General features: G+C 37.0%; 13 protein-coding genes. 1 reads left to right on the top strand and 12 read right to left on the bottom strand.

Features of this window, described 5'->3' with window-relative positions; all coding sequences use genetic code 11:
* Positions 1-137 precede the first annotated feature (137 nt).
* Entirely contained in the window at positions 138-1,238 is a 1,101-nt protein-coding gene (locus ACIEHO_RS15215) for a LacI family DNA-binding transcriptional regulator (protein WP_406973276.1), read from the bottom strand.
* Positions 1,239-1,600: 362 nt separating this feature from the next.
* Between ACIEHO_RS15215 and pelA the strand changes: the two genes are divergently transcribed.
* Entirely contained in the window at positions 1,601-3,202 is a 1,602-nt protein-coding gene (gene pelA / locus ACIEHO_RS15210) for a pectate lyase (protein WP_406973274.1), read from the top strand.
* A gap of 49 nt (positions 3,203-3,251) precedes the next feature.
* Here pelA and ACIEHO_RS15205 read toward each other — a convergent pair whose 3' ends face one another.
* The 11 genes from ACIEHO_RS15205 to ACIEHO_RS15155 all read right to left on the bottom strand — a co-directional run bounded on the left by ACIEHO_RS15205 (position 3,252) and on the right by ACIEHO_RS15155 (position 17,490).
* A complete protein-coding gene (locus tag ACIEHO_RS15205) occupies positions 3,252-4,250 on the bottom strand; it encodes an alpha/beta hydrolase fold domain-containing protein (RefSeq protein ID WP_406973272.1) in 999 nt (332 codons plus the stop codon).
* A gap of 18 nt (positions 4,251-4,268) precedes the next feature.
* The gene (locus ACIEHO_RS15200; protein WP_406973270.1) at positions 4,269-5,057 is read right to left on the bottom strand and encodes a rhamnogalacturonan acetylesterase; all 789 of its coding nucleotides are present in this window, start codon (positions 5,055-5,057) and stop codon (positions 4,269-4,271) included.
* Positions 5,047-6,012 (bottom strand): alpha/beta hydrolase, encoded by a 966-nt coding sequence (locus ACIEHO_RS15195; RefSeq protein WP_406973268.1) that lies wholly within the window; start codon positions 6,010-6,012, stop codon positions 5,047-5,049. The genes ACIEHO_RS15200 and ACIEHO_RS15195 overlap by 11 nt, the downstream gene beginning before the upstream one ends.
* The gene (locus ACIEHO_RS15190) at positions 6,009-6,860 is read right to left on the bottom strand and encodes a rhamnogalacturonan acetylesterase (protein WP_406973266.1); all 852 of its coding nucleotides are present in this window, start codon (positions 6,858-6,860) and stop codon (positions 6,009-6,011) included. Before ACIEHO_RS15190 ends, ACIEHO_RS15195 begins: the two co-directional genes overlap by 4 nt.
* Positions 6,861-6,864: 4 nt before the next feature.
* Positions 6,865-9,360: a glycoside hydrolase family 95 protein gene (locus ACIEHO_RS15185; RefSeq protein WP_406973264.1), complete on the bottom strand. Its 2,496-nt coding sequence runs from the start codon at positions 9,358-9,360 to the stop codon at positions 6,865-6,867.
* A 31-nt stretch (positions 9,361-9,391) separates the two neighbouring features.
* Positions 9,392-10,300, bottom strand: coding sequence for an alpha/beta hydrolase (locus tag ACIEHO_RS15180; protein ID WP_406973262.1), 909 nt, complete (start codon positions 10,298-10,300; stop codon positions 9,392-9,394).
* Between the two features lie 133 nt (positions 10,301-10,433).
* Complete coding sequence (locus ACIEHO_RS15175) at positions 10,434-12,119, bottom strand: glycoside hydrolase family 28 protein (RefSeq protein WP_406973260.1); 1,686 nt, start codon at positions 12,117-12,119, stop codon at positions 10,434-10,436.
* 14 nt (positions 12,120-12,133) lie between these two features.
* Positions 12,134-13,783, bottom strand: a complete 1,650-nt coding sequence (locus tag ACIEHO_RS15170; protein WP_406973258.1) for a glycoside hydrolase family 43 protein — start codon at positions 13,781-13,783, stop codon at positions 12,134-12,136.
* 8 nt (positions 13,784-13,791) lie between these two features.
* Entirely contained in the window at positions 13,792-15,036 is a 1,245-nt protein-coding gene (locus ACIEHO_RS15165; protein ID WP_406973256.1) for a glycoside hydrolase family 88/105 protein, read from the bottom strand.
* 6 nt (positions 15,037-15,042) lie between these two features.
* A complete protein-coding gene (locus ACIEHO_RS15160; protein WP_406973255.1) occupies positions 15,043-16,056 on the bottom strand; it encodes a DUF4861 family protein in 1,014 nt (337 codons plus the stop codon).
* Positions 16,057-16,062: 6 nt separating this feature from the next.
* Positions 16,063-17,490, bottom strand: a complete 1,428-nt coding sequence (locus tag ACIEHO_RS15155; protein WP_406973253.1) for a glycoside hydrolase family 28 protein — start codon at positions 17,488-17,490, stop codon at positions 16,063-16,065.
* Positions 17,491-17,563: the final 73 nt, after the last annotated feature.

Here is a 17,563-nt window from a genome sequence, read left to right as displayed (position 1 = left end):
CGTTTGATATACCCATCGTTTTCTGGTAATTCCATTACACTAAGGTTTTAGTGTATCGCTATTTCAGGACGGGACAAATTAGAAAATAAAAAAGCCAAGATTTAAATCTTGGCTTTTTTATTTTTATAGTTTTAGTCTTAACCAACGTCGGCTGTGGTGTTTATAAGCGAAGAATTACGTACAATAAGTTCTGGGCTTAATACAACGTGTTTAACAGACTTTACTTTATTCCCGTTGTTAACTTCTTCTAAAAAAACCTGAGCTGCTATTCTTCCCATTTCTTTTGGAGATTGGTCTACTGAAGAAATAGAAAGCTCCATAAATTTAGTAAATGGTTCGTTACTAAACCCAACAACACTGATATCTTCAGGTATTTTGAACCCTTGTTCTGTTATTTCTTGTATAGCACCAAGTGCGGAAAAATCGCTTACCGAAAATATGGCATCGGGCGGATTGGGCATTGCTAAAAGTTTTCCAGTTACTTTTTTGCCGTGTTCTACTTTACTAAAACATTCTACCACTAAACTCTCATCAAATTCAAGACCATTGTCAATTAAGGCCTGTTTGTACCCTAGATACCTGTTTTTGAAGATTTCAATATCTCTATTGTTAGAAAGGTGAGCTATTCGTTTTTTTCCTTGGTCAATCAAATGCTGTGTAGCGTCGTAGGCTCCTTTAAAATCGTTAATTACTACAGAACTTACTCCTTTGATATCCTTCTTTCTATCAAAGAATATAAGAGGCACATTTTTTCTAATTAGATTGCTAAACATATCATTTTCTTTAGCATTCAAGTCTTTTCGATTTGTCTTTGTAGAAGTATCTGTATCTCCATCATTAGCTGCATCATTGGCGTTTGAAATAGATACCAGCACACCATCTATCTGCGCATTTAATAATGAATTAATGTTTGCGAGTTCTAATTTTTTTTGATCGTGAGTTTGGCAAATAATTACATGATAGCCAGCGGGATGTAATTCCTCTTCAATACCTCGTATAACTGATGCAAAAAAATTAGAATCTATTCGTGGAACAACAACGCCAACGTTATAGCTTTTTCCGCTTTTTAATGCCTGAGCTAACCTATTCCGCTCATAATTCATTTTGGCCGCAGTTTCTAATACAAGTTCCCTTGTAGCTTCGCTAATTTTTGGGTTGTTATTTAATGCCCTAGAAACTGTTGCGGCTGTGATATTGAGTTTTTTTGCAATATCGTAAATGGTCGTTTTTTTACTCATAAATGATGAAATAATAACGCTAAATTACATTTTAAAAAGAATATTTATTTTGGGGCATTACCGTACTTGTTTTTTTAACGTTAAGTAATCGATTACATAAATATAGTATATTAATTTAAATTACAGGTAAAAGTCATCTTTTTTTGTTAATTTTCTATACTTTTCAAACATTAGACTCGAGTAAAAATTCAGTTTCTAGAATAGATTGGGTTTTTACAATTAACCTTAGAAAGTGTCAAATATCGAATATTATTAAAATTTAACACTTAATAGTTTTATTCAATCTTATATTTTAGTAATATTGTGTAATCGATTGCATGGCAATGTGTGCAATGGTTAAATTAAACTAAATTAAGATTTATATGAAAAGACTAAAAGGACTTTTAATCTTCACTTTCGGATTAATGGTTTTAGGCTCCTGTAGTAGTGACAGTGATGCCGTAGAAGAGACAAAAGATGTAGAGGTTTCTACTATTGTTATTAATGGTAGCGATATAACTAATGGTTTGGCAAAGCAATTATCTGTTGTGGTGTTGCCAAATAACGCAACCGATAGATCAGTAACTTGGAGTGTGTCGAACGAAAATATAGCAGCTATTTCAAACACAGGTTTATTAACGCCGCTTGATAATGGTTCTGTTGAAGTTACTGCTGAGGCCAACGATGGTTCTGGTGTAACGGCAGAAAAAATAATAAATATTTCTGGTGTGGCAGGTCCTGTAGTACTTGTAGAAAGTATTAATGTTACGGGCGGAACAGAAATTACCGATGGTCAACCTTTACAGTTATCTGCTGAAGTTTTACCCGCTAATGCAACCAATAAAGTTGTGGTCTGGACAGTTTCTGATGATTCTGTGGCAGAAGTAACTAGTGCTGGACTCGTAAACCCAAAAAAGAACGGAACGGTGAAGGTTACTGCAGCTTCAATTGATGGTAGTAATGTAAAAGGAGAAATCACTATTGAAATCTCTGGAATTTCCATAACAATTCCAAGAGCTGAAAACGTATTATTATTTCAACGAAACAATGGTGGTTGGTCAAAATATCATAACGATTTTTCTGGATATGATAGGGCGCAAACAGCTAGTGATTTGAATGAAGCAGCGCAGAAGGACAAGACTGATACAACCATTGATAACAACCACACTATTACTGAAATTAGAATTTTACTAAACGCTTATCAAGCTTCTGGTAATCAAGAATATTTAGATGCTGCTATAAGAGGTGTTGATTGGGTTTTTGAAGCTCAGTACGATAATGGAGGTTGGCCTCAATATTATCCTGATTTTAGTGGTTATCGAGGACGCATTACTTACAATGATAATGCCATGGTCAATGTTATGAATTTAATGCGGGATATTTTCTTAGAGCAAAATAATTTGGAGCTTCTTGACGCAAGTTATGTGGCTGCAGCACAGACCGCGTTTGACAAGGGTATTCAAGTTATTTTGGACACTCAAGTTACAATCAACGGAACAAAAACAGCTTGGTGTGCGCAGCATGATGAAGTTACCTTAGTCCCAAGGATGGCAAGATCTTATGAGTTGGCATCCAATAGTGGTTCCGAGTCAGTGGGTATTGTGAGGTTATTGATGACTTTAGATAATCCGTCTTCAGAAGTGATTGATGCCGTTAATAGTGCAGTAGCTTGGTTCGATTCTGTTAAAATAGTTGGTTATGCTTTAGTAGATGAAGGTGGTGATAAAGTTTGGAAAGAGTCTCCAGGGAATATAACCTGGGCTAGATTTTACAGTTTAGAAGATTATACGGGATATTCATATGCTTCATTATTTAGTGCATTTGGGCCTAATGAACCATTTTTCTGTAGTAGAGACGGTATACCAAAAAAGACAATTGCTGAGATTTCATATGAAAGAAGAAATGGTTATGCGTGGTACGGTAGTTGGCCGAAAAATTTAATAGGTTCTGAATACACCGCTTGGAAAAACAAGCACGGTATTTAAGTTTTATTTGAGTTAGTCAAGAAGAAGGTCGCTGAATAAGCGACCTTTTTTAGTTGTTAAAAACTTTGATAAGGAATGCATCCATGTAATTGACTGTAGTATCAATCCATGGTTCAAACAACCAAAAGGCATGGGCATTGAGGTTCATTTTTTTAACTTCGGTATAAATACCCCAATCGGTCATCATAGCAATGAGTTCATCTTGCCCGGCATGAAACCTTGGATAATTGCTATTAATAAAAAGAATGGGAACGGAATTCTCATTTGCCCAATAAATACTTGAAGCGTCTTTCCAATTTTTTGGATTTTCTTCAAATGTGCCACCTAGCCATTTCACATCTGGAGAATTCTGTTTACGTTCTGAATTAAGCGAACGTGGAGCCATAAAATTAATTACACCATCCAAATCTATAATAGCATTTACATCGCTTGGATGGTCTAGGTTGCCATGGTTGCCCTCTTTACTTTTAACACCATTTGTTAAACCCACAAGCATCGCCAATTGCCCACCTGCCGAACTACCAGATATGCCTATCTTTTTGGTATTGATGTTGTACTTTTCAGCATTGGCGCGCATCCACCTAATGGCACTTTTTATATTAAACACAGCTGCAGGGTATTTGGCTTCCAAAGTCAGTTGGTATTCCACGCAAATGGTTACATAACCTTTGGCCGCCAGTTTTTGCGCCATAGGCACTTGCATCGATTTATCACCAGTAACCCACGCACCACCATGGATCATTATCAGTGCAGGATATTCACCTGGTTTTTTTGGATAAAAAATATCTAAATGCAAATCTCTATCGCCGTAAGGAGTGTCTTTTAAAGTTGTATAAACTACATTTCTTTTGGCTTTTACATTTTCAGGGAGTGAATCTTTGCCCGGTTTTATTTCAGGATAGTCTTTTACGTATTTTTTATACTGTCCCATTATGGTATAGGAAGTGTCTCTGGGAATCTTTTTGTTGCTATTTTGGGCACTAATACTATAAAATGCGCATGCGAACGGTATCAAAGTAGCGAAGAAAATATTTCTATTTGAGTTCATTGAAATAAAATTAGCACTTTAATTCTTTCTTTTATATGGCTTAATAATGTGATTGGCCAATTCTAAATCTTGAGCTATAATATCATTTAAAACAATTTCAGCCATTTTTCGGGCACCAAATTCTGTAAAATGGGTATTGTCGGGATAGCCATCGGGAAACTTAAAATATTCACCTTTTTCGAAATACATGTATAAATATCTTGAGCAATCTTTTCCCATTTTGTTTATTAATTCCTGACTTTTTGTATCCAAATCTATAAACGGGACGCCATATTCTTTTGCTACTTCGGTTACCGCTTTTAGATAGGGCGCATGGCATTCCTGAGCTTTTCCGTCTTCATCAAATTTCCATCGGGTAACGGGACTAATAATTATGGGATTGGCATTTTTAGCTAGAGTTTCGTTTATGTATTTTCCAAGGTATGTTTTGTATTCCTCTGGAGTGGTCTTCCTGTCTGGATGGTTTTTGGAATTTGCCGCATCATTATGTCCAAACTGAATCATAACATAGTCGCCTGTTTTTAAAGAATCAACAATAGGTTGCCAACGGTTTTCTTCAATAAATGAACGCGAACTCCTTCCGCCTTTGGCGTGGTTTTCAATTTCTACAGTGTCATCAAAAAAGTGAACAAATGGCATGCCCCAACCTTCTTGAGGAAATCGGCTCTCATCATACAAACACATGGTTGAATCGCCAACTAGGTAAATAGTTGTTTTTTTGTCTTGTGAAAAAGTCGAATGAACTGTTGAAAAAAACAATAAAACAGCCAAAATGATTTTGTAATTGTTGAATATTTTACTTTTCATCTTTAAAAACTTTATTTAAGAAATTAACAGTATAGTTTAGCGTTGTATCAAACCACGGATGCATCAACCAAAAAGAATGCGGACTGCCTTCTAGGATATGGACTTCGCTATAAATATTGTGTTTATTCAAAATGGAAATCATATCATCTCTTCCAGCATGAAAACGGGCGTAAGAGCTATTTATAAAAAGGGTAGGAGGCGTGTTTTTGCCAACATACTCTAGGGGAGAAGCTTCTTTCCAGTTTTTAAAATTTTCTTCTTTTTCACCATTAAGCCAAATACCTCCCATAGATTCCTTACCAGGTTTTGATTCGGCCGCTGCTTCCGGATGAATAAAGGATACAATACCATCTACATTTACAATGGCTTGAACTTCGTTTGAAATTTTTTCATCTACGTTATATATAGTTGAATTTGGTGTTGTCCCAATTAACGTTGCTAGTTGCGCACCAGCTGAAGCTCCTAAAACGGCAATTTTATCTGGATTTATGTTATATTTTTTGGCATGCTTTTTAGCCCAAACAATAGCATCTTTTAAATCGTTTACTCCGGCTGGATATTTTGCCTCAAACCCCAATCGGTAGGCAACAGCAATACCCACATAGCCATTTAGAGCCAAGTGTTGTGCCATAACGCGTTCATTTTCTTTACTCCCAGTTAGCCATCCGCCACCATGGATTAGTAGTACCGCCGGAAACGCTTTTTTGCAATTGTCTTTTGGGTAATAAACATCCAACTTTAATTTACTAGTTTCCGTTTTTTTATAGGTAATATCTTCTTTATACTTGATGCTATCAGAAACCAATGGTGTAATAGGGGTGACATGGGGATAATTCTTTTTTAAATTCTGATAGGTGTTTTCAATGGTATATGGTTTATAGTCTTCCTTTTTTTGGGCATAAATGGAAGATGTCATTAGAACACAAATCATAAAAAGACTTAACAACGATTTCATAAACTATTTGTTAAAGTTGAATTGATTTCTTTTAAACCTTCAAAAACCAGTCTTGCAACTTCTGTGCCGCCTTCAGTTTGAAAGTGTGTATTATCGTCTGCTCCATCTGGGTAGGCTTCATATTTTTCAGCCGGAAGATTCATAAAATAATTCTCGCTAACAAAGTCCTTTCCTTTTTTAGTGAAAAATTCTCGAGATTTTAAGTTTAGATCAATGAGTAAAACATTCATTTCTTTAGCCACATCTTTTGGGGCTTGGTCGTATTCGCCATGTACATCATTTAAAACATCATCTTTCCATGGGTAATTCCGTGCAACGGGCGTTAAAATAATTGGAATGGCGCCTTTTTGTCTGGTTTGGCTAACGTAAAGCCTTAAAAACTCTTTGTAACCTTCAATGTTTACATAGCGCTCTGTTTTGTTTTCCGCAGCATCATTATGTCCAAATTGCATAATAACGATGTCATCTTTTTTTAGATTTTCGTAAACAGAGCGCCACCGCCCTTCTTGAAAAAATGTTCTGGTACTACGACCACCACGTGCACGATCGTCAACAAAAACACTATCGGTTTTAATAAGGTTTTTTAAATGATTTAAACTGTCTGAACACATGAAAGGTTGAAACACTTGGCCCCATCCTGTTATAGGGTATCGGGTTTTCATGTAATCTTTCCCGGGGTCATAATTTCCTGTATAATCTGCCATAGTGGAATCACCAATTAAATAAATGGTGGTTATTGCAGGTTCTTTTTCTCCTTCTGTAATTTCTTGCTGTTTGTTAGAATTACATGTAGTAAAGATTAATAAGAATAAAGCAGTTAAACAGCAAGTTGAAATTTTAATATTCATTTTATTAGTTTTTAACATGAAATTCATAGATCTGGCCTTTTTCAGTCTTAATATCATAAATGTTAAATTCTGGAAGTTTTAAAGGTTTTACTTCAGCTTTATCAGAAATCAGTGGTATTTTAATATCAGGTGTTTGGTAGAATGTATTTTCGTTTTCTCCTGAAGCTTTGGTCAATTCGTTTCCGTTGGCATCAATCAAGACTTCGGCTGTTCTTAGCCTTAAGTTTCCACCTAATCCCGATTTGATTTTTACTGAACTTAAATGGTTGTTATTCCAATCCAAATCTACTTCAAAGTCACCTCTAGCCTTTAAACCTTTAACAGAACCTTTTCTCCAAGAATCGGGTAGGGCAGGTAACAGATGTAGGGCTTCATTATGCGACTGGATTAACATTTCGGCAATACCGGCGGTACAGCCAAAATTTCCATCAATTTGAAACGGCGGGTGTGCATCTAGTAAGTTTGGATAGGTTCCGCCTTCTTCTGTACCATCTTGCACTAATGTTAACTGCGTTTTTATTAAATCGTAAGCTCTATTTCCATTGAGTAAGCGCGACCAGAAATTTACTTTCCAACCCATAGACCAACCTGTAGATTTATCACCTCGGTATTTTAATGTTTGTTCTGCTGCTTTGAATAATTCTGGGTTTTTAAAAGGCGATATTTGTGCTGATGGATGCAAACCATATAAATGTGAAATGTGTCTGTGCTTATCACTAGGGCTGTCCCAATCTTTTATCCATTCTTGTAATTGATTGTGCTGACCAATTTGCATGGGTGCTAATCGCTTTTTAAGTGTTTGAATAGAGTCTGCAAATTCAGAATCCATATTCAAGGCTTTCGAAGCTTCTATAACATTGTTGAATACATCAAAAACCAATTGATTGTCCATTGTTGTGCCATAGCTTACCCCAACGCCACTCATGTATTTATTTTCGGGGGATATTGAAGGCGCGACTACCAGCCATTTGTTTTCGGGTTCTTCCTGTAAAACGTCAGCGTAAAATTGTGCTTTACCTTTTAAAACAGGGTAGTATTTTTTTAGGAATTCAGTATCGCCGGTAAATAGGTAATGTTGCCATAAATGCTGCGTTAACCAAGCACCGCCCATAGGCCAAAATCCATAAAATCCGCCATCTACAATTCCTGAAATTCGCCATATATCGGTATTATGATGAATATTCCAACCCCGCGCATGGTACATTTTTTGAGCACTTTCTTTGCCTGTTACCGATAAATCTTCCAACATGGAAAATAGTGGCTCATTTAACTCAGAAAGGTTGGTGACTTCAGTAGGCCAATAATTCATTTCTGTATTTATATTTACTGTGTATTTGCTATCCCATGGAGGTGATAATTTATGATTCCAAATACCTTGTAAATTAGCGGGTTGTCCTCCGGGTCTGGAACTGGAAATCAGTAAATAGCGTCCAAATTGGAAGTACAACGAGACTAAAGATAAATCTTCCGTAGTAGCAAAGTTTTCTAAGCGTTTATTAGTTGGTAAAGTATCGTTTGTGTTTTCTGCCAATTCAAGAGATACCCGGTTGAAAAGCTTTTGGTAATCTTCAACATGAGCTTGTTTAAGTGCAGCAAAAGATTCTGATTGCCCTTGTTCTAAATAATTTTTCGCACTCTCATCAGCAGAACCACTTAAATCTTTATAGTTTTTAAAATTGGTTCCAATACTTACCAGTAAAGTGGCTTCATCTGCATTTTTTATTTCAATATTTTCTTCATTTTCAATTAATTCTCCGCCAACAAGTTTGGGAGCAACCAGTGTGGTAAATTTTATTTTTCCTTTTTTATTATCTACATTTCCACTGGTGCCAGTTAACATAATAACTCCATTTTCATATGAAATAGAATGGTTGAGCTGAGGGCTGTCTATATACACATTAAAACTTAAGCTTTTAGGCTTACTGGCTGTAATATGAACAACCATCACTTGGTCTGGATAAGACACAAAATACTCTCTTTTATAGTCAACGCCATCATGTGTATAAGTCACCGTTGAAACAGCATTACCTATATTTAAAGTTCTTTTGTAATTGGTACTATTCTGATGGTTTGAAAAACCTAAATTTAGGTTACCCACAGTTTGATATGGCATCCCGTAATTATTGTCTTCTTCAGCACCTCTAGGAAATACGGCATTAGCCATGTCTTGGGCTTCTTTGTATTTTCCGTTGAATAGCAACGCTCTTATGTCTTCAACCTCTTCAAAATAATCTTTGGGGACATTATTTCCGGGTTCTCCGGCCCAAACAGTTTCTTCGTTTAGTTGAATTTTATCGTTTTCAACGCCTCCAAAAAGCATACCGCCAATACGACCGTTGCCGATGGGGAGTGCTTCATTCCAATTGTTGGCTGCTTCGTTGTACCACAATACATTATTTGATGGTGTCAGGCTTTCGGTATTGTCATTTTTACAAGAAAACAGACAAGCAATAAGGGTAAGCGCTAATAGTTTTTTAAAAATTAGACTAGTGTTTTTCATGATTTAGTTTTAGTTAGTTGTTGTAAGTCTTTTATGGTATAATATCTACTTCTTTAAGCCATTTTGTTGAAATGGTTTTCCATAATTCTGTAACGTCTGATGCGTTGTAAATACCAATGCTATGACCACCTTTTGGGAAAATGTGGAGAGACCCTTTTACATCATTTTTTAACATGGCTTGGTAAAATAAGATGCTGTTCATAGGGTTAACGGCATGGTCGTTTTGGGCATGGAATAGAATGGTTGGCGGTGTGCTTTCTGAAACATGAAATTCGTTGGAGAATTTATAGATGTTTTTCTCGGTAGCATGGTTTCCAAGAAAATTTTCGAGACTGCCTTGATGGGTATATTCCCCTAAGCTGATAACGGGGGATACCAATACCATAAAATTTGGCAGGAAGGAAATAGTGTCTAATTCGTCATTGATTTTTGAAACATCTTCGGTATGAGTAGCTATTGTAGAAGCTAAATGTCCGCCAGCTGATGAACCAAAAACACCTATTTTATTTGTGTCCAAATTCCATTTTTCGGCATTTAGCCGAATGAGTTTCATGGCACGCTGGGCATCTTGAATTGGTCCGTTTTCGCTGATTAACAAATCGGGGGAATTGGGTAATCGGTATAATAGAACAAATGCGGTTATACCCTGTGTATTATACCATTTAGCCAATTGAATACCACCTAAATTATAAGTGAGTTTTTGGTAACCACCGGAAGGCAAAATTAAAATACTGCTTCCGTTTTGTTCTTCTTTAGGGGGAAAGAACGCTAACATTTTAGGTTCTGCTACTTGCGTAATGCGTTCGCGTTCTTCAACATGTTCGATTGTTAATCCTTTACTATTGGGCATTTTTCCTTCCGACCATAAAGTGATACTTTCTTGAGCAATGGCAGTCAAAGAAATTAGAAAACTTAAATAGACGAATGTCCTTTTCATCATGGTTTTATTTTTAACGGGTAAATTTAGATATTTACGTCATTACGAGGAGAGAGGTACGAACGACGAAGTAATCTGTTATATAAAAAGATTGCCACCCTACGCTCGCAATGACGTAATCATCCATCATCCATAATTATTTTAGTTTAAATGCTTTTATGTCAACTTCTTTTCCTTGTTTCAGTTGGGTTTTAGAATCAGAGAAATCGTTTTTATCAAATTCGATATTACCACTTTTGGCTCCTAAGATTTTTACGGAGTTCTTGCTTTTCGAAAAAGAAAAACCACTAACTGATACATTTTTGCTGTTATAAACCGTAAGGGCATAATCGTTTGAAGATATAACTTTTACATTGGACAGTGTGATGCCATCTGCATCAATGGCCGTTATCCCTTTCTTTGTTTGAAATGTTGAATTTTCCAAGGATACATTTTTAAGACTCATTTCAGGCAACCCCATAAAAAATGCAGCTGTTTCAGAATCTGATACGTTGATATTTTTCATGAAAATATTTCTAAAAGATGGTGTTTCTTCTGTAACGGGAACAATAGTTTCATCACGTTTTTCATCATCTGCGTCTTGGTCGTCTTCCAAAATAGGGGAGTTTCCGCCATAAAACATATTAAAACGAATGGATTCCGTTGGAATATTGAACATATCGATATCAGAGATGTATATGTTTTCAACCACACCACCACGGCCGCGCGTACTTTTAAAACGAAGGCCTACATCAGTTCCTAAAAATGTACAGTTGGAAACATGAACATTCTTTACGCCGCCAGACATTTCACTACCGATAACGAAGCCGCCATGCCCGTGATACACCACATTGTTTTTTACGATAACATTTTCGGTTGGCATGCCACGTTTTCTGCCGTCTTCATTTTTGCCAGATTTAAAGCAAATGGCGTCATCACCTACATCAAAGGTATTGTTGTAAATCAAAACGTTTTTGCAGGACTCTAAATCCAATCCGTCACCATTTTGTGAATACCATGGATTTCTAACATTAAGATTTCTGATGATGAGGTCTTCACTCATTAGCGGATGGATGTTCCAAGCAGGTGAATTTTGAAAGGTTGGCCCGTCTAAAAGAATACGTTTTGAGTAAATTAGGCTTACCATTACAGGGCGCAAATAATCCTTTACCGATTGTAGTTCGGCATCGCTGATTAGATCAGGGACATTAAAGTTGGTAGTACTTTCATAACCTTTTTTGGATTTTTCTGAAGGAAACCAAATTCTGCCATCTGTTGAAATCGTACCGCCAGAATTTACAAGTCGCTTCCATTGGGAATCGGTCATTTTAGATTTTTTTACCGGACGCCAAGCATCACCATTGCCATCAATGATTCCGTTACCCGTAATAGCTATGTTTTCGGCGTTGTTTGCGTTAATTGGGGAAACACTCCTAATCGTGTTGAGCCCTTCAAAACTGGTTTTTATCAATTTATAATCATCAAAATCGTCACTAAAAAGAATTAATGCGCCGTCGTTTAAATGTAAATTGACATTGCTTTTTAAGGTAATGGGACCAGTAAGCCAAATACCTCTAGGAACAATAACTTTTCCACCTTTTTCAGAATTGACATCAGCTATGGCTTTGGCAAAAGCCTCTGTGTTTTTAACCAAGCCTCCTGGCACAGCACCAAAATCGGTAATTTTTATAGTATAATCAGGGAAGTTCGTGGTTTTTACTTTTGGCATATTAAACTCAACACCATCGTAAATATTTTGCTCGTTTATGTTTTGTGCAATAATATGAGTTGCACAAAAAAGGGTTAACAGTATTAACCCTTTTTTTGCTATTGAAATTTTCATGTTATAAAATAATATTATTTTGAAATTTTAAAATAATCTACGTCGGCGTAACCACCGCGTTTAGCTTCTTGTGTGCTGATACAGAAAACGCCCACTTTAGCACCAATCCATTTGCCTTCCCTAGCTTTGAATGGTTTACCTATTTTTTTGAAACGTTTACCGTTTTCAGAATATAAAAACTGGCACATGGCATCAGGAGCAGTCACTTCAACTTTAAAGTAAGCCGAATTTGATTTTAGTTTCACTTTTTCGTTGGTTTTTTCTGCACTGCCGTCAATAGCTTTGATGGCTTCATTTTGCTCAAGGAAATATCCGCTTTCATTATGAGAAATGCTTAGGGTGGCATAATCCATTCCCATAACAATCAAACCAGCCGTTTTACCTGCTTTGGCTTCTTCAGGATATAAAGTAATTTTTGTTGAAGCTGTAAATTCTGGGGCTGGTAGTTTTTGAAGTAGTAAGTTAGGAACCAACCAAAGATTTTCTGTGTCTTCAACAGTTTTAATAGAAAACAATCTTAAGTAGTCTTTGCCCGGTAATTTTGCATGCCAAACCACGTCGTTGTTGGCCTGCCACTGCCATTGCAGTCCGATATTGAAACCATCAAAATTATCAGTTTCAACAGGCGTTACAATGGGATAGCTTTTACCAACATTTGGTTTTTTGTGTGATTTTACAGGTTCTCCTATACCATTGCCATCTAAATCTTCACCCATAACTGGCCAATCGTTTTTCCAGCTCATAGGTTGTAGATGGACAATTCGACCAACAGCGCCAACATCCTGAAAGTGGTAAAACCACGATTCACCATCAGGCGTATCTACCCATGCCCCTTGATGAGGTCCGTTTATTTCTGTACTTCCTTGCTCTAAAACTACTTTTTCTTCATAAGGGCCATACACGTTCTTTGAGCGTAAAATAAGCTGCCAGCCAGTCGCCACGCCTCCAGCGGGAGCGAATATGTAGTAATAACCATTTCGTTTGTAAAACTTAGAACCTTCAACGGTATCGTGGTTGTCGTGGCCATCAAACACATGGATGCCTTTATCAATAACCTCTGTACCTTCAGCATTCATTTTGTTGACGGTCAACAAACTTTTTACACCACGGCGGCTTCCTGCATAAGCATGTACTAAGTAAGCGTCGCCATTGTCGTCCCATAGCGGACAAGGGTCTATAAGGCCTTTGCCTTCCATTAATAAAACGGGTTTGTCCCATTTTCCGTAAGGATCTTTGGTTTTTACCATATAAATTCCAAAATCAGGGTCGCCCCAATAGATGTAAATTTCATCGTTATGGTATCTAATGGCCGGTGCCCAAACACCGTTTCCGTGTTGTGGCACGTTAAAGGTTTCTTCAGGAACCTGTGTTTCTAACGCATAGTTTATCAGTTTCCAGTTTACCATGTCTTTTGAATGAAGAATGGGTAAACCAGGAGCGGCGTTAAAGCTTGATGCGGTCATATAATAGTCATCACCTACTCGAACCACATCAGGGTCGGAGTAATCGGAATAAATAATTGGATTATTGTATGTGCCATCATCATTATCTGCTACCCAAACATCGGAAACATAGGGTTTATTAGACTGTGCGACTAAGATTGCGGTGCAAAAAAAAGAAAATATAAATGCGTTTAGTTTCATTGAAATAAGTTGTCTGTTCATAGATAGTTTTATTTGTTTAATTCTAAACTGGCCATAATGAAAGGACCGGTTCCTTTAGGGTCGTTAGAACGAATTTTTTCGCCAATGTAATACTCATAAGAACCATCTCTATAAGGATTTCCTCCTAAACCTGCAACTGCACAACATTTGTTAAGGTTTACAACACCATTTTCTTCTACAGAAATTAGATTATCAATTAAAGCGGAATACGCTTTATTGGCAACTTCTAAATACGTTTCGGGTAAATACCCTTTGCGAACTCCTTTTGCGAATGTGTATGTGAACATTGACGTTCCTGTAGCTTCAAGGTAGTTGCCTTCTCGGTCACCTTGGTCTAAAACTTGCCACCATAAACCAGATTCATCCTGTACCTTGGTAATGGCTTCAGCATACTGATTTAAATATTTAATAATACGTTCTCTTCCGGGGTGGTCTTCAGGTAAAAAGTCTAAAACATCCACCATGGCCATTCCATACCAACCCATGCCACGAGACCAAAAATGTTGAGAATTTCCAGTTTCTTTATTTGCCCAACGCTGTTCCTTGCTTTCATCCCATCCATGGTAAAGTAAACCGGATTCGGCATCACGACTGTGTTTCTGTATTAAATCAAATTGAAGCACTACATCATCAAATATCTTTTCTTTTTTAGCTTCATCTTTAACATAGTCTCTTGCATAACGAGAATGGAAAGGTTCGGCCATATAAAGCCCGTCTAACCACATTTGAAATGGGTATATTTTTTTATGCCAGTAACCACCATCAGATGTTGTAGGCTGTGATTCCATTTGGCTATCTAAAGTATGCATGGCCTTTAAAAAGCGCTCCTCTTTGGTTTTTGGATACAAATACAATAAGACGTCTCCAGATTTTATCATATCTAGATTCTGATTAGAAAGTTTGTATGTTTCAATATTGCCAGAACTATCAATCATTTGATCGGCATACGAATAAACATAATCGTAGTATTCTTGTTTATTCGTCGCCTCATAGACTTTTGCACAAGCAGATAAAACTAAACCAGGCGTATAGCTCCATTTAGGAGTCTCTCTAAAGTCCAATAAAGATGGGTTTGGAAAACGCTCCATTTCGGAAAGCATCATGCGTTCAGACCATTTCAAATTTTCAGGAACTATCTTTTCTACTGTAGCTGTTTCTTCTTGGGTATTTTCTTTATTAGTGTTTTTACAAGAGACAGCAGTTAAACCTAGAGCCAAGGTGAAAAGTGCAATATATTTAGTTGTTTTTTTCATAGTTTTTTATTTGATAGTGTTTGTGGTGTTTAGTACGTTTAATTTTTGGTCTAGGTCGGCAATAAAACCTTCTTCCGTTTTAATACCATTTGGTTCTTGTTCCCAAGCCCCCAAAAAGTAATAAGAAACTGTATTTGTTGTGGGTTTAAAAATTACCAAGTGGTCGTATTGCCCATCTTTTTGATCAGCAACTTCATCTAATTTGTAGAACAATGCCATACCTAAGTTATCTGGTGGGCTAGCCAAAGTTTGTATACCGTATGTTGCAATATATGCCCATTTTTCACCTTCTTTTTTATGAAAAGCCACGCCGTGGTTTACAATGCCTGTGCAAAGTCCTGTAATTTCTTTTGATGGTGTTAATTCTGCTTTCGTATGACGACCAGTAGGGAAGATGGTCAATTTCGATTTTAAATCGATAGTCTCTCCACCAGTTTCCCAACCTTCATAAGAAATGTTTACGGAAGAACTTCCTTCTGAATTATCAACTTTTGCAAATGTGTTTTTTACATTTTGGAAATGTACAATGGTATCGGCTACAATACGGCCGTAACTACCAATACCCATTGATTTTCCGGCTTTTAGTATGTCTTGGCCCCAAGGAGATGGTTCATGATATGAATCAAACCCATCTTGACCAACATAAGGTAAAACAATTGAATCAACTTTTTTACCGAAAATATCGATGGCATTTCGCCAATCTAAATAGAGACGGTAACCTATTTGGCTATTTTCCCATCCCGGACCTTCGTAACGAACATACCATGAATGATCTGTGTGTTCGGCAGGTACTTGTAGTTCATCGACATTTTTAAAAGACGTTCCGGCGTCATATTCCTTATGTCCTCTAGGGCCATCAATCCATTGACCTCCTTGTGCAATAGAAATCTCTGCATAGGTTTTTTGTGGAGTCATTTCTTCTGAAATAGTGTTGGTTTCAACAGATTCAGTATTGTTTTTTTTGTCTTTACAGGCAATAAGACCTAAACAGGCTAATGATAAGATTGCTAACTTTTTCATAATGATTTATTGTTCTTTTCCGTTAATTGTAGTGTTTTTAAAGACGATAGGTTCTGAATGCTCAACCGATAATGGTGTTTTGGCATTTTTGATATGAACGTTGGTTAAGGATACATTTTGTATGATAGCCTCCTCACGTCCTTTTATTAAAATGCCATATTTACCACTGTTTTCTACAGTCATATCTTGTAAGTGCACATTGTTTATTTTTGGAATAAACTGGCCTTCTTGATTAGAGTAGATTCCATAGTGAAGGTTGATTTTTAGTGCAGCTTCTTTTACTTGCCCTACTTGAATGTTTTTTACATAAAGATTTTCAACAAAACCACCTCTAAGAGTGTTCGTTTTAATTCGGATGGCACGGTCTAAATTCGGACTGTCCATTTTACAGTTACGCGCATAGACGTTTCTTACGCCTGCTGAAATTTCACTTCCTAAAACCACACCACCGTGACCGTCTTTCATGTCACAGTTTTCAATTACAAGATTTTCACTCGGGATGTTTACACGTCTTCCGTCTTCGTTTCTTCCTGCTTTAATGGCAATGCAATCGTCGCCTGTGTCGAAAGTACAGTTTGTTATGTGTACATTTTTACAATACTCTGGGTCGCAACCATCGTTGTTTGGGCCATGGCTGCTCACAGTTACACCATCAACTCTTACGTAGTTACATTTTAATGGGTGGATTACCCAAAATGGCGCATTGGTAATAGTGACACCCTGTAATAGTACATTTTCGCAGTCAAAAGGCTCAAAGAAGGTAGGGCGAAGATGATGACCGTTGCCAAATACACGTTCTGAAACCGGTATCTGTGCTTCGTTCATTTTACGTAGTGTTGGTAGATTTATTGAATCATGCTGCTTAGGAGCACCTTCAACCCAGCCATAAGAGTCTTTACCACACCAAGGCCACCAATTGGTATTACTGGCCTGTCCGTTTAAGGTTCCTTTTCCAGTTACGGCAATATTTTTTTGTTTGTAAGCACGAATAAGTGGGGAATAGTTCATCAACTCAACACCTTCGTATGAGGTGTGGACTATAGGAAGGTAATCTTCATGATTTGTTGAAAATAGTACATTAGCACCTTCCTCCAAATGAAGGTTTACATTGCTTTTTAAAACGATTGGGCCTGTTAGGAAATCACCAGCAGGGATAATCACTTTTCCGCCACCAGAATTGCTACAAGAATCAATAGCAGTGGCAATAGCTTTAGTATTAAGGGTTTCTCCATCGGCAACAGCTCCAAAATCCAAAATAGAATAAGTGGCATCTTTAAATTCTGGAATTTTTATGGAAGCAATGATGGCGTCGGCCTGATCGAAAGGGTCGGGCTCAGCCGTTTGTTCTTTTTTTTCTTTGCAAGAATATTGTGCGGTTAAAATTATTCCGAGGAATAGGGCAGGAAGTAGCCCTTTAAAAAATGAAAATTTCATGAGTTTTTATTTAGTTGTAATCGATTGTACTAAAATACTAAAGTTGCGTTGGTTGGCATAATTAAATGAAACA

It is taken from the genome of Flavisericum labens (genome assembly GCF_045446075.1).
Taxonomy (GTDB): domain Bacteria; phylum Bacteroidota; class Bacteroidia; order Flavobacteriales; family Flavobacteriaceae; genus Flavisericum; species Flavisericum labens.
The sequence above is the reverse complement of the archived record's forward strand: the minus strand, read 5'-3'. Positions and strand labels throughout refer to the sequence as shown.